The sequence below is a fragment of the Halomonas sp. ANAO-440 genome (assembly GCF_019915905.1).
In the GTDB taxonomy this organism is placed as follows: Bacteria; Pseudomonadota; Gammaproteobacteria; order Pseudomonadales; family Halomonadaceae; genus Halomonas; species Halomonas chromatireducens.
This window is the reverse complement of record NZ_JAHXBV010000049.1, coordinates 1-18,897: the sequence shown is the minus strand read 5'-3', so window position 1 is coordinate 18,897 and position 18,897 is coordinate 1. Positions and strand designations below refer to the sequence as shown.

Genomic DNA, 18,897 nt, shown 5'->3' with positions numbered 1-18,897 from the left:
CGGCTTGTTGCTATTGTTGCCGAAGGCGCGCTTCTCTGGCCCTTGTTCTTGTTGGTAGCCATTGTGAGCGCGTCGCGTCCTGGGATCCGGTGCTTCGAGCGCATATTGTTGCTGTTGTTCAAGGCTTCGAAGGGCGGAGCATGTCGGGATGAGCTTGTTGTTATTGCTCCCGCGTCCGCATCGTTCACAACCCGCCTTGTTGTTGTTGGTGCGGGCTCTGTCTCGCCTGACCGCCTTGTTGTTGTTGTTGGCGCGGGTGACAGTCGGATGTTGTTTTTCTTACCCGTAAATATTGCACGCCACATGCCATGACGGTTATCGGCATTGCAAAACAGTGGGTTACGTTTTGGTGCGTGGTAAAGCCGAAGCGGTCCCCCATCGGGTGTTACCCGGCTTGAGCCATCGCGGGGCAAATTCTGGGTGGTAAGGTAACACCTGGTGCAAAACCCCCGGCGAATCAGCAAAAAAGCGCCGCTGGCATATGCCAGCGGCGCTTGGACAATAGTCGTAGTCGGCCCTCGCACCCCATCGCTGATGGGTTAGGCACTGCTGCGTCGGGCCTGCTTCTTGCGCGGAATGCCCAGGCGCTGGCGCCGCTCCCACAGGCACTTGCGACTGATGCCCAGCTTCTGGGCAAGCTCCGTCTCGCTCATCTGATCCTGATGCTCCAGGACGAAATGCTGGAAATAATCCTCCAGGGAAAGGTCGTCACCATTCTCGTCCTGTTCGCTCTCGACCGGTTCGACCGTTCTCGGCATCGGTTCGAGGGGCAGCCGGGATGAGGCCGGCCGAGCGGGGTGGAGGCCCAGGTCATCGGGGTGGATCAGGTGACCTTCCGCGAGTATCACGCCGCGCTCCAGAGCATTCTCCAGTTCGCGGACGTTGCCCGGCCACGGGTAGTCCCTGATTTCCTGGCGTGCGGCACGTGAGAGACGCAGGCCGTTGCGCTCGTGACGCCGGCACGCCTTTTCCAGCAAAACATCGGCGATGGTCAGGACGTCCTCGTCGCGGTCACGCAGCGGTGGCAGGTCGATCTGCATCACGTTGAGGCGATAGTAGAGATCGAGCCGGAACTCGCCGGTCTTCGACAGGGCCCGCAGGTCGCGGTGGGTGGCGGCGATGAGGCGAACATTGACATGACGGGTCTCCACCGAGCCGATACGGCGGATCTCACCCTCCTGCAGGACCCGCAGCAGGCGGGCCTGTGCATCCAGGGGCAGTTCCCCGATTTCGTCGAGAAACAGGGTGCCGCCGTCGGCTGCCTCCACCAGTCCGGTGCGAGCGGCACTGGCGCCGGTGAAAGCCCCTTTTTCATGGCCGAAGAGCTCGGATTCGATCAGCGTCTCGGGAATGGCGGCGCAGTTGACGCTGATCAGTGCTGCCGCGGCGCGCTTGCTCTGCTGATGAATGGCCCGGGCCACCAGCTCCTTGCCGGTTCCCGACTCGCCCTGGATCAGCACCGTGACGTCTGCCGGTGCCGTCTTGCGGATGCGTGTGTAGACAGCCTGCATGGCGTGACACTCGCCGATCATCTGCTGGCGTGAGCCGCCCGCATCGGTGATGTCCGGCGGCGGCGAGCGCTGGGAGGAGCGCTGGTGCAGTACCCTGGACACCGTTTCGAGCAGCTCGTCATGGTCGAATGGCTTGGCCACATAGTCGACGGCGCCTTCCTTCAGGGCATCGACCGCCGAGCGCATGCTGGCGTAGCTGGTCATGATCAGCACCGGAACCGGCGCCACGCTGGCGATAAGGGCGGTTCCCGGCTCGCCGGGCAGGCGTAGGTCGCTGATCACCAAATCGAAGTTCTTGGGATCCAGGGCGAGCGCCTCATCGACCGAGCCGGCTTCACTGACGCGATAGTCATGGCGTTCCAGCAGCCGCCGAAGGGCGGTGCGAATGATAGCCTCGTCTTCAACGATCAGAATCCTGCTCATTCGTCTCTTCACCATCCTGTCGTTCGGTGGGCAGCCACAGGCAGATGCGGGTGCCGCATTCATGCCCGGGGGGCGGTGACTCGATTTCGATTCTTCCATGATGCTCGGCAATGATGCTGTAGACCAGCGGCAGCCCCAGGCCGGTTCCCTCACCCGGTGGCTTGGTAGTAGTGAAGGGCTCGAACAGGTGATCGCGGACTCTGGCGTCGAGCCCCTCGCCTTCGTCGGTGACGGTCACTCTCACCATGCGGCCTTCCGGCTCCGCGGCTATCACGATGTTGCCACCCGGCTGGCTGGCGTCGCGGGCATTGCTCAGCAGATTGATCATCACCTGCTGGAGCCGCTGGGCATCGCCGATCACCTCCAGTTCGGCAGGGCAGAGATTATGGTACCTCACATCCTCGCCTGAGCGTGCCAGCTGTAACAAGTGCAAGGCCTCGTCGGTAACGGCCGCGACTGAGACCGGGGCGAAGCTGGTGCCGCCGATGTGGCGGCCGCCGTGGGCGAAGCCCACCAGTGAGCTCACGATACGGGAGACACGGTCGGTCAACTGCTGTATCTGGGCAGCAGTTTCCAGGACTTCGGGATCACTGGTGTCATAGCGCAGGTTCTGGGCCAGCGACGAGATGCCGGTGATGGGGTTGCCGATCTCATGGGCGACCCCGGCGGCAAGCTGGCCGATGGAGGCAAGACGAGCCGCATGGACCAGCTCGTCTTCCAGCCACTTCATTTCGCTATGGTCCTCGATCAGTATCACGGTGCCGCCGCGGACGTCGTCGTCGGCCTTGAGTTCGGCCCGGTGCAGGGTCAGGTAGCGGGTGCCGTCCTCCAGTGTCACCGCCTGCTTATAGAGGTGATCCTCCTGCTCGGCTCGACTCAACAGATCTCCCCAGGGGGCAGGGAGGCCGTCGCGGCGGGCGCCGATCACGCTATTGCCATCGATGCCGGAGAGCTCGGCCAGGGCGTCGTTCCACATCAGCAGTTCGTCGTCGACACCGAAGGCGCACAGCCCCACGGGTAGCCGTGTCAGGATGCGACGATGGTAGCGACGTAGCCCATCCAGCTCCCGGGCCAGTCCGGTCAGGCGTGAGCGATAGGCTTCCAGGCGGCTCTCGACGAAGTGGATGTCATCGGTGGGTTCCTGGCCACCACGCCGGTAGGGCAGGTAGCGGTCGACGATATCCTGGGCCACCGAGGGCCCCATGAGGCCGGAAAGGTTGGCCTGGATCCGGTCGCGCAGGCGGCGCAACGCATAGGGGCGGCCGTCCAGGGGGGAAAGGCCCAGGTCGGTCAGGGCTCGCTCCACTTCCCGTTCGGCGACTTCGTCACCGAGCGCCCTGGCCAGGGGTTGCTTGAACTCTTCACCGGTGGCTGCCTGCAGGGGCAGGCGCTTGGGGCGGATCACGGCGTCCACCGAGCAGGCCTCGGCAGCGGCACGCTCGCCGGGAGAGGTACGGGTGGCCAGCGACACGATGATGAAAGTCAGACTGTTTGCGGCCAGCGACACCAGGGTTACGACATACCAGTTCGGCTCGCCGGCGAGCATCTCCAGCCCGGGTGGTATCAGCACCAGGGCGGGGAGGGCTGTGAGCAGGGGTAGCCACAGGCCGACAAGCCAGACCAGAGTCCCGATGACCAGGCCCGATACCATGCCCTTGCGATTGGCTCCCGGCCAGTAGAGCAGCGCAAGCAGGCCCGGCAGGCACTGCGCCATGCCGACAAAGGCGGCGAGCCCGAGGGTGGTCAGGTCATGATTGACCCCGACAGTACGGTAGAAGAGCCACCCACCCAGGATTACCGCGGCGATCAGCCCGCGACGAAGCCAGCGCAGCCAGCGATAGAGGTTGGGTTGGGCTTCCGGGGGGTGCGCGACCAGCAGCACATGATTGAGGATCATCCCCGACAGGGCCAGGGCGATGATCACCATGGTCGCGCTGGTGGCGGCCAGGCCGGCGATGAAGGCGAGCGCCTGGACCCAGAATGATTCCGATAGCCCGAAGGCCAGATAGGCGGAACCGATCAGTTGATCGCTTCCCAGTCGCTGGCCGGCCCACAGGATCAGCGGCACAGGTATTGCCATCAGCAGCAGAAACAGTGGCAGGGACCAGCTGGCTTGAAGCAGGGTGTGCCGTGAGAGCGTCTCGGCAAAGGTAATATGGAAGATGTGCGGCATCAGCAAGGCCGCAGCGAAAAACAGCAGCAAGAGGGTGCGCCAGTGGGCCGCATCGGGCTGTGTCACTCCCGCCTGATAGGCCTGGCCGGGGCCATCCAGCCAGAGCTGCAGGTCGGCTGGACCATCGAAGACCACGAACAGGGCAATCCCTCCCAGCGCCAGCATGGCGCCGAGCTTGATGAGCGAGGTCAAGGCGATGACCGTCAGCAGCGTGTCATGCCGAGCGTACTGGTGCCTGTGCCGGGTACCGAAAAGCATGGCGAACAGGGCTATAAGAGCGCTGAAGACCAGTGCCAGGAGGGCAGGTGAGGCCGCGCCTGTCATCAGGTAGATGGCATCACCCAGGGTCTGCACCTGTAGAGCGAGCAGGGGAAGCACAGCCAGCAGACTGATGATCGTTACCAGGGTGCCGACCCAGCGTGAGCGAAAGCGAAAGGCAAAGAGATCGGCCAGCGAGGAGAGCTGGTAGGTATGGGTCATGCGCTGAATGGGGACCAGCAGGACCGGCGCCAGCAGGAAAGCGCCGGCCACGCCCAGGTAGTAGGCGAGATAGCCGTACCCTTCGCTGGCGGCAAGCTCCAGGCTGCCGTAGATGGCCCAGGCGCTGGCATACACCCCTAATGCCAGGGTATAGACGGCGGGGTGGCGGGTAATGCGGCGGCCGATCCAGCCGCGCTCCACCGCCAGGGCGCACAGGAACATCAGCAGCAGATAGCTGGTGCCCAGGGCGAAGACGCTGGCCAGGCTATTGTTCATCCAGCTTCCTCTTCTGCTCCAGCCATAACGTCAGCGCAATAAGTATTCCCCATATGACGAAGGGGCGGTACCAGGCCACCCCCGGGCTGGACCAGCCGCTCATCAGCAGCGGCGAGAGCAGGTAGCCCCCGAATACCAGCAGCAGCATGATGCGATAGACGTACACGGCGTGCTCCTCGGTCAGGGTGGATCAGTGGCAGCCATGTCGGCAGCAGCAGCCTGCCGGGTGGCCTCGGGGCGAATGCGACCCACTTCCCAGTGGGTAATGGCCCATTCGAGCTGCTCGGTAGCGGGTGCGGAGGCCAGTGAATCGGGTGGCGCTTGATCCAGTGCTGCCAGGGCGCGATGCAGCAGTGGGCGCACCTCCTTCTCTCTCACGGGGAGCGCTGGTGCCAGGTTCTGCTTGGAGAGCTTCTGGCCGTCGCGGCTCATGATCAGGGGTAGATGCAGGTAGCGCGGTTCAGGCAGGCCCAGGGCATGCTGCAGCTGGCGCTGCCAGGGCGTATTGTCGAGCAGGTCGAAGCCACGCACCACATCGGTGATGCCCTGGTCGGCATCATCGACCACCACGGCCAACTGGTAGGCCCAGAGACCATCCTTGCGCTTGAGTACCACGTCGCCCAGCTCGGCTGGATCGAAGCGCTGGATACCGAACAGCCTATCCTGCCACATGATCGGACGCAGCCCCTTGTCGCTGCGCAGTCGCCATGCCCATGCCTTTTTGGGCTCCCGCACGCCGTGGCGACACCAGCCGGGGTAGATCGGAAAGTCGCGCCACTGCTTGCGTGAACAGCTGCAGGGGTAGGCGAGGCTCTGTGACGTCAGGTTCTCCAGGGCGGCGGCGTAGGCCTCGTTGCGGTCGCTCTGCCAGTGGATCGGGCCGTCCCAGTGCAGCCCGAAGGCCTCGAGCTGACGCAGGATGGTATCGGCGGCCCCGGGGGGGCAGCGTGGCGGATCGATGTCTTCGATGCGCAGCAACCACTGGCCGTCCGCCTGGCGGGCATCGAGGAAGCTGGCCAGGGCGGCGATCAGTGAGCCGAAGTGAAGTGCGCCGGATGGGGTGGGGGCGAAGCGGCCGCGATAAGGGGGCATGGATGACTCCCGATGTTGGCGGTCGTCACGCAAACGGGCACCCTGGGGTGCCCGTTGCGACAGCAGCAATGGTTTGCGGCTCAGCCGCCGAGCTGCTTCTCCTTGAGCTCGGCCAGGGTCTTGCAGTCCACGCACAGTGTCGCTGTGGGGCGGGCTTCAAGCCGGCGGATGCCGATTTCGACGCCGCATGCCTCGCAAAAGCCATAGTCGTCCTCGTCGATCTTATCGAGGGTCTCGTTGATCTTCTTGAGCAGCTTGCGTTCACGATCCCGTGTGCGCAGTTCGAGGCTGAAGCCCTCTTCCTGAGTGGCACGATCGGCTGGGTCGGCGTAGTTGTTCGCCTCTTCCTGCAGATGGCGCACGGTGCGATCCACCTCTTCCATGAGCTCCTGTTTCCAGCCCAGCAGGATCTGTCGGAAGTGCTCCAGCTGTTGCTCGTTCATGTACTCTTCACCCGATGCTGGCTCGTACGGGGTGAATTTCTTGGGCGCTTCCGTTTTCTGGTCTGCTACTGGCATGGGACTGCCTCTTTAACTTTAGTGACTGCTGATCAATACCCGCTCCGATACTCTGCACGGTATCTCACGCCAAAGGCATGCTTGTTTAGCGGAAAAACGCCGCCTTTGCAATAGCTACCTTGGCAATACTGGCGAGGGAGCGGCCTGCGCGACGGTCTTGAAAAAAGATAGAATCTACCTTGGAAAGCCCGGCGGTGAAAGGTTCCCGTCAGGCCCGGAAATTTTAATCGGGAGTCAGTCATGTCGTGGAACGCGCGGGTCGATCGTGTAGCCCCTTTCCGTGTGATGAGCCTGCTGGAGATCGCACAGGCCCGTGAGGCAGCCGGGCACGATGTCATACACCTGGAGGTGGGCGAGCCCGACTTTACCACGCCGGCGCCGGTGCTCGCCGCCGGGCAGCAGGCGCTGGCGTCGGGGCAGACCCGCTATACGCCGGCAGCGGGGCTACCGGCGCTGCGCGAGGCGATCGCCGGGCACTACGCCGAGCACTTCGGTGCCGTGGTGGACCCGTCACGGATTCTGGTCACCCCGGGGGCATCAGGAGCGCTCCTGCTGGCCAGCCAGCTGCTGGCTGGCCCCGGCGACCGGGTGCTGATGGCCGACCCCAACTATCCCTGCAATCGCCACTTCATGGCCCTGGCCGGCGCCGAAGTCGATGCCGTACCGGTGGGCCCAGAGAGCGGCTGGCAGCTGGATGCGGCACTGATCGAGCAACACTGGCGGAAGGACACCCGCCTGGCGATGCTGGCCACGCCCTCCAACCCCACCGGCCATATGCTCGATGGGGCGCAGCTTGCCGCGGTTGCCGACAGCGTGGCGGCCCGGGGCGGCGAACTGCTGGTGGACGAGATATACCAGGGGCTCTGCTACGACATCGCGCCGCTGTCGGTGGCCGCGATCACCCCCGATGCCTTCGTGGTCAACAGCTTCTCCAAGTACTTCGGCATGACCGGCTGGCGCCTGGGCTGGCTGCTGGCACCCGAGGCGGCAGTGGAGCCGCTCACCCGGCTGGCCCAGAACGTGTTCCTGGCGGCCTCCACCCCGGCCCAGCACGCGGCACTGGCCGCCTTCACGCCTGAGTGTCGCGATATCCTCGAGACGCGCCGTGCCGAGCTGGGGCAGCGCCGCGATGCGCTCCTGGCAGGGCTTGCCCGGCTGGGGTTGGCGCCCTTGCTGCCGCCCCAGGGGGCCTTCTACCTGTGGCTGGATATCTCCCGCTATAGTCGCGACAGCCAGGCCTTCTGTCGGCAGCTGCTCGAGGAGGAGAACGTGGCGATCACGCCGGGCATCGATTTCGCGCTGACGGGAGGGGAGCATCACGTGCGTATCGCCTTTACCACCGGTATTGCACGGCTCGAGGAGGCCGTGGCCCGGCTCGAGCGCTTCCTGGCGCGCCAACCGTAGCGGGCGCAGCAATGAATCGGAGGTTTTTCCATGGAGTATCCTCGGCTGGTGCCCGGCACCCTGCTGCGCCGCTATAAGCGCTTCCTGGCCGACGTGCGCCTCGCCGACGGGCGCGAGGTAACTGCCCACTGTCCCAATACCGGCTCCATGCGGGCGGTGAACGTGCCGGGCTGCCGCGTCTGGCTGGCACCCAGCGATAACCCGTCGCGCAAGCTCGCCTGGACCTGGGAGCTGATCGAGTTGCCCCAGTCTGACGGTAGCCTGGCATTCGCGTCGGTGCATACCGGACGGACCAACCGTATCGTCGAAGAGGCGCTGCGCGCAGGGCAGGTGGCGCCCCTGGCGGGCTATGCGACGTTGAAGCGCGAGGCGAAGGTGACAACGGAGGGGGGAGCAGCATCGAGTCGGCTCGATTTTCGCCTGGACGATCCGCTGCGGGGAACCGCCTATGTCGAGGTCAAGCAGGTCACCCTCAAGGAGAGCGATGGCCATGGCTATTTCCCCGATGCGGTGAGCGAGCGGGGGCGGCGCCATCTGGGCGTGCTGGGCGACCTGGCGGCGCAGGGCCATAGGGCGGTGCTGCTATTCTGCGTGGCCCATACCGGCATCGGGGATGTGGCTGCCGCCGCACACCTCGACCCCGCTTATGCGATGGCACTGGGCGAGGCGTCGGAGCGCGGGGTCGAGATACTGGCTCATGGTTGCCGGGTGGACTGCCGCGAGGGGGTGCCGCAGGTGATTCGACTGACCGGGGCGCTGCCCGTTTCACTCACCCGCCAGCTGGATATTGCCCTCGGCGTCGACTGAAACCGCTACCGGCTCCAGGTGGCGCCCCTGGCAGGGACCGAAGACGCATTCGCCGGTGTCGGGCAGGAACAGGGCGCCGTGCATGGCGCACTGGATCAGCTCCCCGCCGGCTTCGAGAAAGACGTTCGGTTCCGCCTGCAGCGCAACCCCCTGATGAGGGCAGCGATTGACGAAGGCGCTGATTTTCCCATGCACCGTTACCAGAAGGACATCGCGCCCGTCGGGCAGATGCAGACCCAGTGCCGAGGTGGCGTCGAGTTGAGCGCGTCGGGCGATGATGGTGGCAGGCACAGGGCTCATCGGTCGATGGTGAATCGCTGGATGAAGCCGACCTTGGCGGGTGCCTGATTGCGGTCGTGGCGGACCTCGAGGTCGAAGCGCATGGGTTCGTCCTCAATGATACGGAAGACCGCAACCTGAGACACGCTGTCGCCGGTGCGCAGCGAGCGGAAGGAGAGGGGGGAGGGGGAGCCATCGCCGACCGTGCCGACCTTACCGCTGACGGGGGCGTTTACCGCCCGCATGGTGCCATCCTCAAGCGCTTCGAGCACGCTGACATTGACCAGCGCCATGGCAGGGCTGCGCTGAATGCCATGCTCGGCGGCCACGTCCGCGCTGAGAAAGCTGGTGCTGACGGCGCTGTAGTGTACCTGGTAGTCGCCCACCTGTTCGTACTGCTGGGCCTGCAGGGGCAGTGCCAGGCAGAGGAGCAGCAGGCAAGCGATGTTGGCCAGGCTGGTTGGATATTGCATTGTGGCTCCCTCTTGTCGCAGCCGGTCTGCCATGGAGGTCCCCGCGCCGGGGCTTATTTCCGCTGCCGGCTGATGCGGAAGATGGCGATTTCGCCGAACAGGTTGGGCCAGAGCCGCGAGGCCCAGTGACCTTCATGATCGCGTATCCCCACGGCCCGGTCGGTGATCGTCAGGCCCTTCTCACGACACAGGTGCTCGAAGTCGTTGAAGGTCGACAGGTGAATGTTGGGGGTATCGTACCAGGCATGGGGCAGCGTCTTGGAGACCGGCATGTAGCCGCGAATACCGAGGTGTACACGGTGCCGCCAGTAGGCGAAGTTGGGGAAGGTAATGATGCACTCGTCGGCGACCCGCAGCATTTCGTCGAGCATCCGGTCGGGGCGGCGCAGCGCCTGCAGCGCCTGGGTCATGACCACCAGATCGTAGGTGTCATCCTCGAAGTTCACCAGGCCCTCGTCGAGGTTCTGCTCGATGACGTTGACGCCCTTTTCGATGCAGGCGGTGATGCCCGCCGGGTCGATCTCCAGGCCATAGCCGCTCACCCCCTTGTCCCGGGCCAGCGCCTCGAGCAGGGTGCCGTCGCCGCAGGCCAGGTCGAGGATATGCGCGCCCTGGGGAATCCAGCGATGAATCAGTTCCAGATCGGCTCGCATCATGAGCGCTCCTCCAGGCCCAGGTCACGGGCCGCACGGGACATGAAGGCGGTAAAGACGGCCTGGTAGCGTGGCTCCGGCAAGAGGAAGGCGTCATGACCGTGGGGGGAGTCGATGTTCACGTAGCTTACCGACTTGCCGGCCCGGGTCAGGGCGTTGACCAGCTCTCGGGAGCGGGAGGGAGGGAAGCGCCAGTCGCTGGTGAAGCTGACCACCAGGAAGGGGCACTGCGCCGGCTTCACCGCCTTGGCCAGGACGCCGCCGTGTACCGCGGCCGGGTCGAAATAGTCCAGCGCCTTGGTCATCAGCAGATAGGTGTTGGCATCGAAGGAGCCCGAGAAGGTATCGCCCTGATGTCGCAGGTAAGACTCCACCTGAAACTCCACGCCGTAGCCGAAATTGAGGTCTTCACTGCGCAGGTCACGACCGAACTTGCTGCCCATCGCATCTTCCGACAGATAGGTGATATGCCCCACCATTCGTGCCAACTTGAGGCCACGGCGCGGGACCTTGCCGTGCTCGTTGTACCAGCCGTCGTGGAAGTCGGGGTCGGAACGAATGGCCTGTCGTGCCACTTCATTGAAGGCGATGTTCTGTGCCGATAATTTTGGAGTCGCAGCGATGACGGCGGCATTGGCGATGCGTTCGGGGTAGGCCAGGCTCCATTGCAGCACCTGCATACCGCCCAGGCTACCGCCGATTACGGCGGCAAAGCGCTCGATACCCAGGCGATCGGCCAGGCGAGCCTGGCTGTGGACCCAGTCGCCCACCGTCATCATCGGGAAGTCCGGCCCCCACTGGCGGCCGGTCTGCGGATTGATGCTGACGGGGCCGGTGCTGCCGTGGCAGCCCCCCAGATTGTTCAGCGACACGACGAAGAAGCGGTCGGTATCGATGGATTTACCGGGTCCGATATGGGCGTCCCACCAGCCCGGCTTGCGCTCATCGGCAGCGTGGAAACCCGCGGCATGATGGTGACCCGAAAGGGCATGGCAGATCAGCACGGCATTGGTTCGCTCGGCGTTGAGCGTGCCGTAGGTTTCATAGACGAGATCATAGGCTGGCAGCGTCTTGCCGCAGGCCAGTTCCAGAGGGTCGTCGAAGTGCGCCGTCTGTGGCGTCACCAGGCCGACCGAGTCGGCGGGAATCTCGGGCATTGGTGGTTCGGCGTCCTGTCGTTGGGGTCCGGTAAAGGTCGACACGGGCTTATAGTCCGACCAGGGCTCCGGCGATACCGGCGGCACGGGTCAGGGCGCCAACCACGATACCGTCGATAATGCTGATGGCGATGAATACCACGATGGGTGACAGGTCGATCATGCCCAGCGGCGGAATGACCTTGCGCACCGGCGCCATGATCGGCTCCACCAGCTGCATGACCAGCAGCGCACCCGGGTGGCTGGCGTTGGGGGCTACCCAGCTGAGTATGATCATCACGATCAGGGCGAAGAAATAGATCTTGAGGATTGCATTGGCAATGGCGGCCACCGCGCCGATGGCCACGTTGCCAATCGGTGGCATCCCGAACCCGGCGATTTGCAGGATCACCACAATGCTGATCGCCTTGAGCACGAAGGCCGCGGCCAGGGTTGCCAGATCGAAGCGGCCCATTACCGGACCCAGAAAGCTCTGGAAGGGGCGCACCACCGGCTGGGTGATCTTCACCACCGACTGGCTGATGGGGTTGTAGTAATCGGCCTGTGATGCCTGCAGCAGAAAGCGCAGCATCATCAGAAACAGATAGATATTGATCAGGGTGTTGACCAGCAACAGGCCAGCATTTCCCATGTTCGGCTCCTTTCTCTCATGTCGGGGGAGGTCGCCGCGAGCTGCGGGCGCCCTCTAGGTGCTAGCGCTGTGCGAATTCGTCGCCCATTTCGCGGGCGCGCTTGGCGCAGGCTTCCATGGCGTCGATCATCGTGCCGCGAAGGCCGGCCTGCTCCAGATGTTCAACGGCACGTTCGGTGGTTCCGCCGGGCGACATGACGTCACGCTTGAGACGTGCCGGGGTGAGCTCGCTTTCCTGGGCCATGCGCGCTGCGCCGAGAGCGGTCTGGATCGCCAGCCGGCGAGCCGTCTCGGCGGGCAGCCCCAGTTTCACACCGGCCTCCTCCATGGCCTCGAACATCAGGAAGAAATAGGCGGGGCCACTGCCGGAAACGGCTGTGACCGCATCCAGCAGGGACTCTTCTTCGACCCACTCGACCAGCCCCACAGCGCCGAGCAGCTCGCTGGCCTGGTTACGCTGTTCGTCGGTGACTTCGGGCGTGGCGTATAGCCCGGCGGCACCGGCGCCGACCAGAGAAGGCGTGTTGGGCATGCAGCGGACCAGCGCCGTGCCGCCGCCCATCCAGGCCTGCAGGGTGGCGGCGTCGATTCCTGCGGCCACCGAGACGATCAGCGGGCGCTGCCGCTGCAGGGTGTCACGCAACCCTTCACAGACGTCCCGCATGACCTGGGGCTTGACGGCCAGCACTACCACATCAGCGTCGCGTACCGCTGCGGCATTATCCGTATTGGTACGAATGCCGTAGCGCTCATGGATCGGCGCCAGGAAGGCATCGCTGGGTGAGGTGGCGGTAATCCCGGTGGCCGGGTGCCCACTGTCGATCATCCCGCCAATGATGGCGCTGGCCATGTTGCCGGCGCCGATGAAGGTGACTCTGCTGGCCATTGCGATCTATCCTTTTTCGTCATGAAGCGACCGGGTCAAGGCCGGTACGCACTACGCTTTGTCTGAAACTGCCTGCGCTCGACCATATTGCGTTAAACATCGGCTTGTGCGCGAGTCCGATCAAAAGTACGCATTTACACGCGCAAGCTTCACCTTTTGACTCGCAGCTACGATATCACTCGCTCTTAGAGCAGCGGAGCTGACCAAATCGCCTTTCCTGCCGACTTTCCTCGGGCTCAGGTGGTGCGGTCCCGCTCGCCAAAGATGGCGGTACCCAACCTGACCAGTGTGGCGCCTTCTGCGATAGCAGCTTCCAGGTCGGCGCTCATCCCCATCGACAGGGTGTCCAGCGGCGCCTCGGGAAATGTCTCGCGCAATGTACCCAGTGCCTGGCGCAGTCGGGCGAAGGGTTCCCGCTGTGCTGCGGCCTCCCTGGCCGGGGCGGGAATGGCCATCAGGCCCCGCAACCTGAGTGCCGGCATCGACAGCACGGCTCCGGCCAGTCCCGGCAACTCCTCGAGCATGACCCCGGATTTGCTCGGCTCGGCACTGATATTGACCTGCAGGCAGATATTCAGCGGCCCGAGCCCGTCGGGCCGCTGATCGTTCAGCCGCCGGGCAATCTTCTCACGGTCGACGCTGTGTACCCAGGTAAAGTGCTCGGCCACTTCCCGTGTCTTGTTGGACTGCAGTGGGCCAATGAAATGCCAGACGATATCCTCCAGATCCCTGAGTTCGGTCTGCTTGGCGAGTGCTTCCTGAACGTAGTTCTCGCCGAAGTCTCGCTGCCCCTGCAGCCAGGCTTCCCGGATCATGCCAGCCGGCTTGGTCTTGCTGACCGCGAGCAGGCGCGCATCTTCGGCCGGGCGTCCGGCTGCCGCCAGGGCATCGGTCAGCCGCCCTCGAGCGGCAGCCAGGGACTCACTGATGACGAGATTCGTGGTATTACTCACCTGAAGTCCTTCATGTCAAAAGGTCTGGCATACTGAAGAGAACCTTACCTGGAAGCAGGGGAACCGCATGGATATTACCGAACTGCTGGCGTTCTCGGCAAAGCAGAACGCTTCCGACCTGCATCTGTCTGCCGGTCTGCCGCCCATGATCCGTGTCGATGGCGACATTCGACGGCTCAATGTGCCGGCGATGGAGGACCGGGAGGTCCGCAAGCTGATTTACGACATCATGGGCGACCGCCAGCGCCGCGACTACGAGGAATTCTTCGAGACCGACTTCTCCTTCGAGGTGCCTGGCGTGGCTCGCTTTCGTGTCAATGCCTTCAATCAAGTGAGGGGCGCTGGCGCGGTCTTTCGTACCATTCCCAGTGAAGTACTGACCATGGACGACCTGGCGCTGGGGGATGTCTTCCGTCGACTGGCGCTGCTGCCCCGCGGCCTGGTACTGGTGACCGGCCCCACCGGCTCGGGCAAGAGCACGACGCTTGCAGCGATGATCGACTATATCAACGATCACCGCTACGACCATATCCTCACGATCGAAGATCCGGTGGAATTCGTGCATCGGAGCAAGCGCTGCCTGATCAACCAGCGTGAGGTACACCGAGATACCCACGGCTTTACCGAGGCCTTGCGCAGCGCCCTGCGCGAGGATCCCGACGTGATACTGGTCGGCGAGCTGCGCGACCTGGAAACCATCCGGCTGGCGCTGACCGCTGCCGAGACCGGTCACCTGGTGTTCGGTACCCTGCATACCACCTCTGCTGCCAAGACCATCGACCGTATCATCGATGTCTTTCCCGGCGAGGAGAAGTCGATGGTGCGCTCTATGCTCTCGGAGTCCCTTCAGGCGGTGATATCCCAGACCCTGCTCAAGCGTCAGAGCGGTGGCCGAGTGGCCGCACACGAGATCCTCATTGCCAACGCGGCAGTGCGCAACCTGATTCGTGAGGACAAGGTGGCGCAGATCTACTCGGCGATCCAGACCAGTGGCAACCTGGGCATGCAGACCCTGGATGCGTCCCTGGCCAAGCTGGTCACCGACAATGTCGTGACTCGCGAAGAGGCTCAGGCCCGGGCCAAGGGTATGCTGTCGTAGGATCCGCTGGCGCGGGGCTTGCTGGCTCAGGGCCATTGATTGAAAGTGCCAAAAATAAACAGGTAAGGGAGCAGGGACATGACAGCACAAGAATGGTTGGAGCAGCTGCTGGGCATCATGGCCCAGAAGGGAGCATCGGACCTGTTGATCTCGGTTCAGGCTCCCCCCACCATCAAGATCGCCGGCAAGTTGATCGCGCTGGGTGACCAGAAGCTCTCGCTGGCTCAGGTGCGGGAACTGGTCAATACGGCGGTTCCCGAGGGTCTGCGGGAGCGCTTCCTGATCGACCGTGAGGCCAACTTCGCCCTGAGCCTCTCCGGCTTGGGCCGCTTTCGAGTCAGCGCCTTTCAGCAGCGTAGTCAATTGGCCATGGTGATCCGCCGTATTGCCTTCGACATCCCTCATCTCGAAGAGCTGTCGCTACCGCCACAGCTGGGTGAACTGGCCAACCTCAAGCGTGGACTGGTGTTCGTGGTAGGCGGCACCGGCACCGGCAAGTCGACCACCCTGGCGTCGATGATCCAGCAGCGCAACGAGACGGTGGGCGGCCATATCATCAGCGTCGAGGATCCCATCGAGTACGTACACCCCCACAAGAAGGCGATCATTAACCAGCGTGAGGTGGGGATCGACACCGAGTCCTTCGAGGTGGCACTCAAGAACACGTTGCGCCAGGCGCCAGATGTGATTCTGATCGGCGAGGTGCGCACCCGCGAAACGATGGAGCATGCACTGACCTTCGCCGAGACCGGGCACCTGTGCCTGGCCACGCTGCACGCCAACAACGCCAACCAGGCGCTGGATCGCATCCTTCACTTCTTCCCCCACGAGCGACACGAGCAGATATGGCTCGACCTGTCGCTCAACCTGCATGCGATAGTTGCCCAGCAGCTGCTGCCGACCCGTGATGGCGGGCGCTGCCCGGCTATCGAGATTCTGCTGCGCACGCCACTGATTGCCGACCTGATTCGCAAGGGCGACGTCGGCGAAATCAAGAATGTCATGGCCCGCTCCCGGGATCTCGGCATGCAGACCTTCGACCAGGCGCTTTTCGAGCTCTACATGGCCGGGCAGATCACCGAGGAAGTGGCGCTGGTGCATGCCGACTCGGCGAATAACCTGCGCATGATGATCAAGTACGAGGATGAAGGCAGCGATGTGCTGGCCAAGGCGCAGGATTCGGCGCAACGGCTGTCACTCCGCGACGAGGACGACTTCTAGGCTGCGCGCTTCCTCGGTTCCTGTTTTAGGAAGCATAGATGCCGCCGAGCACCCGTGGGCCGGCGGCGCCGGTGACGCTGGGCAGGTTCCCGGGCAGGCCCTCCAGGCGTCGCCAGGCGAGCCAGGCGAAGGCGCCCGCTTCCAGCCAGTCGGCCGGCCAGCCCCAGTCACTGCTGGGCACCAGGGGGGTCTCCGGTATATGCCGGGCCAGGCGGGTCAGCAGGTCCGGGTTGTGGGCACCGCCGCCGCAGGGAATCAGCGCCGCTGCCGGCGGTGCCTGGAGCCGCTCTCGCGCCATTGCGATACCCAGGGCGACGCTGGTGGCGGTGAGCTCCGATAGCGTGGCCTGCACGTCTTCAGGTGCTTCCCTTCCCGTCAGATGACGCGCCAGCCAGTCGAGATGAAAGACTTCGCGGCCGGTACTGCGCGGCGGCGGTCGATGGAAGAAGGGCTCGGCCAGCAAGCGTTCCAGCAGGGCTTCGTCGACGCGTCCCGAGGCGGCCCAGGCGCCATCCGAGTCGAAGCGGCCACCGCGATGTCGCGCATGCCAGCCATCCATCAGGGCGTTGGCGGGGCCGGTGTCGAAGCCGATGATCTCTGCATCGCTTTCGGCCGGCGGCAGCAGCGTCAGGTTGGCGAAGCCGCCGAGGTTGAGCACCATGAGCCACTCATCCTGCCGACGAAATACTGCATCATGAAAGGCGGGTGCCAGCGGTGCCGCCTGCCCGCCGGCGGCCAGGTCGCGGCGGCGGAAGTCCGCCACTACCGTGCATCCGCTCAGTTCGGCCAGCAGGCTGGGGTTGTCCAGCTGCAGGGTATAGGCGGGTGCCTCCTCATGCCCCCTGCCATGCCCCCTGCCATGCCCCCAGGGGGCATGCTCGATAGTCTGGCCGTGGCTGCCGATGGCGGCGACAGCCTCGGGCGGCGTGGCGTTGTCAGCCAGCAGCCGTTTCACGGCTGCTGCTTGCAGGTGGCAGAACGCGTGCTCGGCCGAAGCCAGTTCGGCAAACTCGACGCGCTCGGCCTGGCAGAGTGCCAGCAACGATTCGCGCAGGCTGTTTGGCATGGGCTCGGCGTGGGTGGCGAGCAGGTGCGCCTTGCCGTGGTCGTCGATTTCGACCAGGGCGGCATCGACGCCGTCGAGGCTGGTGCCGGACATCAGGCCGATGAACAGTGTCATTCCTCTACTCCAGTTGCTGAGCCCCCTCCGCGAGGCGCCAAGTCATGCTAACATTCTGCCCCATTCAATGGACCCTGCGGGCAGGGCCTGGCAACCGTATTGTGTGGAGTCGGAGACGATGACCGATGTCGCGAGCGCGCTGGCGCTTCTGAAGCGTGGCACCCACGAGATCCTGATCGAGGACGAGCTGGTCAAGAAGCTCGAGTCCGGGCGCAAGCTGCGTATCAAGGCGGGTTTCGATCCAACCGCCCCTGACCTGCACCTCGGCCATAGCGTGCTGTTGACCAAGATGCGCTTGTTTCAGGAGCTCGGCCACGAGGTCATCTTCCTCATCGGCGACTTCACCGGGCGCATCGGCGATCCCACCGGCAAGAATGTCACGCGCAAGCCGCTTACCGAGGAGGAGGTCCGCGCCAACGCTCAGACCTACAAGGAGCAGGTGTTCAAGATCCTCGACCCCGAGAAGACCGAGGTGCGCTTCAACTCGGAGTGGTTCTCCGCCATGACCGCGGCCGACATGATCGAGCTGGCCGGCCAGAGCACCGTGGCACGCATGCTCGAGCGAGACGACTTCAACAAGCGCTACAAGTCCAGCCAGCCGATCTCCATTCACGAGTTTCTCTATCCGCTGGTGCAGGGCTACGACTCCGTGGCGCTGAAGGCCGATGTGGAAATGGGTGGCACCGACCAGACGTTCAACCTGCTGATGGGGCGAGAGATTCAGAAGCACTTCGGCATGGAGCCCCAGGTCGTCATCACCATGCCGCTGCTCGAGGGCCTCGACGGCGTGCAGAAGATGTCCAAGTCGCTGGGCAACTATGTCGGCGTGGATGAAGCGCCCGGGTCCATGTTCAACAAGCTGGTTTCCCTGCCCGACAGCCTGATGTGGCGTTACTTCGAGCTGCTCTCGCTGAAGAGCAACGAAGAGATCGAAAGCCTCAAGCGCGATGCCGAGCAGGGTGCCAATCCGCGCGATATCAAGATGATCCTGGCCCGGGAGCTGATTGCTCGCTATCACGGCGAAGAGGCCGCGGCCAATGCCCACCGGTCTGCCGGCAACCAGTTGGCCGAGGGAGAGCTGCCCGAGGACCTGCCCGAGATCGAGGTCGACTTCGAAGGCAGTGCCCAGGCGCCCATCGCCGCCGTGCTCAATCGCTCGGGTCTGGCCAACAACAGTGCCCAGGCCAAAGACATGCTGGGCAACGGTCGGGTCAAGGTCGATGGCGAGGTGGTCGCCAAGGACCATATGCTCAATACCGGCAAGAGCTACGTCATCCAGGCAGGCAAGAAGCGCTATGCGCGGGTAACGCTCTGCTAAGGAGCTTATCCTTTCCCTGGAGCGACTGATTACAAGTCAGTGGCTCTACCAGCGCCCGCCATGTGCGGGCGTTGTCGTCTCTGAGCCGGGCATTCCATCCACAGGCGCTTGGCCCAACGGCCTGTGGAAAGCACCTGTAAAAACGCCTGTGGATAGTGTGGCTGCTCATCGTTCTGTCATTGACCGGTCATCTTCCTGAAATTTTTTTACAAGGCCCCTTGCAGGGGGGCAGGGAAAGCCGTAAAGTACGCATCCGCTGCCGGCAACGGGCAAACGTTACCGGCGGTGGAAGTGGAGAAAGTGCTTGTTTCTGTTTGGTTTTTCGGATCGGCTGGTGAGATTCGCGATTGACAGAAGCGCCGG

18 protein-coding genes are annotated in these 18,897 nt (G+C 63.9%); 5 read left to right on the top strand and 13 right to left on the bottom strand.

The features are described from left to right. Positions 1 to 539: 539 nt before the first annotated feature. From KZO25_RS19615 to dksA, 5 genes are all read right to left on the bottom strand, one after another. Positions 540 to 1,934, bottom strand: coding sequence for a sigma-54-dependent transcriptional regulator (locus tag KZO25_RS19615; protein WP_223138195.1), 1,395 nt, complete (start codon positions 1,932 to 1,934; stop codon positions 540 to 542). Further along, on the bottom strand, positions 1,912 to 4,863 hold the full coding sequence (locus KZO25_RS19610; protein WP_223138194.1) for an ATP-binding protein: 2,952 nt from the start codon (positions 4,861 to 4,863) through the stop codon (positions 1,912 to 1,914). Before KZO25_RS19610 ends, KZO25_RS19615 begins: the two co-directional genes overlap by 23 nt. After that, a complete protein-coding gene (locus KZO25_RS19605; protein WP_043517015.1) occupies positions 4,853 to 5,029 on the bottom strand; it encodes a hypothetical protein in 177 nt (58 codons plus the stop codon). Before KZO25_RS19605 ends, KZO25_RS19610 begins: the two co-directional genes overlap by 11 nt. Before the next feature lie 14 nt (positions 5,030 to 5,043). Next, positions 5,044 to 5,955 carry a tRNA glutamyl-Q(34) synthetase GluQRS gene (gene gluQRS / locus KZO25_RS19600; protein ID WP_223138193.1) on the bottom strand — a complete coding sequence of 304 codons (912 nt, stop codon included), beginning with the start codon at positions 5,953 to 5,955 and terminating at the stop codon, positions 5,044 to 5,046. Positions 5,956 to 6,035: 80 nt separating this feature from the next. Next, positions 6,036 to 6,473, bottom strand: a complete 438-nt coding sequence (gene dksA, locus KZO25_RS19595; protein ID WP_066451840.1) for an RNA polymerase-binding protein DksA — start codon at positions 6,471 to 6,473, stop codon at positions 6,036 to 6,038. A 240-nt stretch (positions 6,474 to 6,713) separates the two neighbouring features. On the opposite strand from dksA, the gene KZO25_RS19590 reads away from it, so the two are divergent. Both KZO25_RS19590 and sfsA read left to right on the top strand, forming a co-directional pair. Further along, complete coding sequence (locus KZO25_RS19590; protein WP_223138192.1) at positions 6,714 to 7,877, top strand: pyridoxal phosphate-dependent aminotransferase; 1,164 nt, start codon at positions 6,714 to 6,716, stop codon at positions 7,875 to 7,877. A 30-nt stretch (positions 7,878 to 7,907) separates the two neighbouring features. Further along, positions 7,908 to 8,684, top strand: a complete 777-nt coding sequence (gene sfsA, locus KZO25_RS19585) for a DNA/RNA nuclease SfsA (RefSeq protein ID WP_223138191.1) — start codon at positions 7,908 to 7,910, stop codon at positions 8,682 to 8,684. Here the strand turns inward: sfsA and KZO25_RS19580 are convergent. The 7 genes from KZO25_RS19580 to KZO25_RS19550 form a co-directional block, all read right to left on the bottom strand. Beyond that, entirely contained in the window at positions 8,643 to 8,984 is a 342-nt protein-coding gene (locus KZO25_RS19580; RefSeq protein WP_066451837.1) for a Rieske (2Fe-2S) protein, read from the bottom strand. The genes sfsA and KZO25_RS19580 overlap by 42 nt on opposite strands. Beyond that, entirely contained in the window at positions 8,981 to 9,436 is a 456-nt protein-coding gene (locus KZO25_RS19575; RefSeq protein WP_066451836.1) for a DUF4426 domain-containing protein, read from the bottom strand. The genes KZO25_RS19580 and KZO25_RS19575 overlap by 4 nt, the downstream gene beginning before the upstream one ends. A gap of 53 nt (positions 9,437 to 9,489) precedes the next feature. After that, positions 9,490 to 10,089, bottom strand: a complete 600-nt coding sequence (gene metW / locus KZO25_RS19570; RefSeq protein WP_066452419.1) for a methionine biosynthesis protein MetW — start codon at positions 10,087 to 10,089, stop codon at positions 9,490 to 9,492. Continuing rightward, on the bottom strand, positions 10,089 to 11,246 hold the full coding sequence (locus tag KZO25_RS19565; protein WP_223138190.1) for a homoserine O-succinyltransferase MetX: 1,158 nt from the start codon (positions 11,244 to 11,246) through the stop codon (positions 10,089 to 10,091). The genes metW and KZO25_RS19565 overlap by 1 nt, the downstream gene beginning before the upstream one ends. 49 nt (positions 11,247 to 11,295) lie before the next feature. Continuing rightward, positions 11,296 to 11,877 (bottom strand): YggT family protein, encoded by a 582-nt coding sequence (locus KZO25_RS19560; protein WP_066451834.1) that lies wholly within the window; start codon positions 11,875 to 11,877, stop codon positions 11,296 to 11,298. Between the two features lie 61 nt (positions 11,878 to 11,938). Continuing rightward, entirely contained in the window at positions 11,939 to 12,763 is an 825-nt protein-coding gene (gene proC / locus KZO25_RS19555; RefSeq protein WP_223138189.1) for a pyrroline-5-carboxylate reductase, read from the bottom strand. A gap of 236 nt (positions 12,764 to 12,999) precedes the next feature. Continuing rightward, on the bottom strand, positions 13,000 to 13,716 hold the full coding sequence (locus tag KZO25_RS19550) for a YggS family pyridoxal phosphate-dependent enzyme (RefSeq protein WP_223138188.1): 717 nt from the start codon (positions 13,714 to 13,716) through the stop codon (positions 13,000 to 13,002). Positions 13,717 to 13,783: 67 nt separating this feature from the next. Between KZO25_RS19550 and KZO25_RS19545 the strand changes: the two genes are divergently transcribed. Both KZO25_RS19545 and KZO25_RS19540 read left to right on the top strand, forming a co-directional pair. After that, the gene (locus KZO25_RS19545) at positions 13,784 to 14,815 is read left to right on the top strand and encodes a type IV pilus twitching motility protein PilT (protein ID WP_066451830.1); all 1,032 of its coding nucleotides are present in this window, start codon (positions 13,784 to 13,786) and stop codon (positions 14,813 to 14,815) included. A 78-nt stretch (positions 14,816 to 14,893) separates the two neighbouring features. Further along, positions 14,894 to 16,036 (top strand): PilT/PilU family type 4a pilus ATPase, encoded by a 1,143-nt coding sequence (locus KZO25_RS19540; protein ID WP_223138187.1) that lies wholly within the window; start codon positions 14,894 to 14,896, stop codon positions 16,034 to 16,036. A 25-nt stretch (positions 16,037 to 16,061) separates the two neighbouring features. Here KZO25_RS19540 and KZO25_RS19535 read toward each other — a convergent pair whose 3' ends face one another. Continuing rightward, the gene (locus tag KZO25_RS19535; RefSeq protein WP_223138186.1) at positions 16,062 to 17,216 is read right to left on the bottom strand and encodes an anhydro-N-acetylmuramic acid kinase; all 1,155 of its coding nucleotides are present in this window, start codon (positions 17,214 to 17,216) and stop codon (positions 16,062 to 16,064) included. A 118-nt stretch (positions 17,217 to 17,334) separates the two neighbouring features. Here KZO25_RS19535 and tyrS point away from each other — a divergent pair, with 118 nt between their 5' ends. Further along, positions 17,335 to 18,534, top strand: a complete 1,200-nt coding sequence (gene tyrS, locus KZO25_RS19530; RefSeq protein WP_223138185.1) for a tyrosine--tRNA ligase — start codon at positions 17,335 to 17,337, stop codon at positions 18,532 to 18,534. Positions 18,535 to 18,897 lie beyond the last annotated feature (363 nt).

Excerpts from the sequence above, each read along its gene's own strand:
- KZO25_RS19580 (WP_066451837.1), bottom strand. The coding sequence starts at position 8,984 with ATGAGCCCTGTGCCTGCCACCATCATCGCCCGACGCGCTCAACTCGAC.
- dksA (WP_066451840.1), bottom strand. The coding sequence starts at position 6,473 with ATGCCAGTAGCAGACCAGAAAACGGAAGCGCCCAAGAAATTCACCCCG.
- KZO25_RS19540 (WP_223138187.1), top strand. The coding sequence starts at position 14,894 with ATGACAGCACAAGAATGGTTGGAGCAGCTGCTGGGCATCATGGCCCAG.
- KZO25_RS19590 (WP_223138192.1), top strand. The coding sequence starts at position 6,714 with ATGTCGTGGAACGCGCGGGTCGATCGTGTAGCCCCTTTCCGTGTGATG.
- KZO25_RS19610 (WP_223138194.1), bottom strand. The coding sequence starts at position 4,863 with ATGAACAATAGCCTGGCCAGCGTCTTCGCCCTGGGCACCAGCTATCTG.
- sfsA (WP_223138191.1), top strand. The coding sequence starts at position 7,908 with ATGGAGTATCCTCGGCTGGTGCCCGGCACCCTGCTGCGCCGCTATAAG.
- KZO25_RS19545 (WP_066451830.1), top strand. The coding sequence starts at position 13,784 with ATGGATATTACCGAACTGCTGGCGTTCTCGGCAAAGCAGAACGCTTCC.
- tyrS (WP_223138185.1), top strand. The coding sequence starts at position 17,335 with ATGACCGATGTCGCGAGCGCGCTGGCGCTTCTGAAGCGTGGCACCCAC.
- KZO25_RS19615 (WP_223138195.1), bottom strand. The coding sequence starts at position 1,934 with ATGAGCAGGATTCTGATCGTTGAAGACGAGGCTATCATTCGCACCGCC.
- proC (WP_223138189.1), bottom strand. The coding sequence starts at position 12,763 with ATGGCCAGCAGAGTCACCTTCATCGGCGCCGGCAACATGGCCAGCGCC.
- KZO25_RS19535 (WP_223138186.1), bottom strand. The coding sequence starts at position 17,216 with ATGACACTGTTCATCGGCCTGATGTCCGGCACCAGCCTCGACGGCGTC.
- gluQRS (WP_223138193.1), bottom strand. The coding sequence starts at position 5,955 with ATGCCCCCTTATCGCGGCCGCTTCGCCCCCACCCCATCCGGCGCACTT.
- KZO25_RS19565 (WP_223138190.1), bottom strand. The coding sequence starts at position 11,246 with ATGCCCGAGATTCCCGCCGACTCGGTCGGCCTGGTGACGCCACAGACG.
- KZO25_RS19575 (WP_066451836.1), bottom strand. The coding sequence starts at position 9,436 with ATGCAATATCCAACCAGCCTGGCCAACATCGCTTGCCTGCTGCTCCTC.
- metW (WP_066452419.1), bottom strand. The coding sequence starts at position 10,089 with ATGCGAGCCGATCTGGAACTGATTCATCGCTGGATTCCCCAGGGCGCG.
- KZO25_RS19560 (WP_066451834.1), bottom strand. The coding sequence starts at position 11,877 with ATGGGAAATGCTGGCCTGTTGCTGGTCAACACCCTGATCAATATCTAT.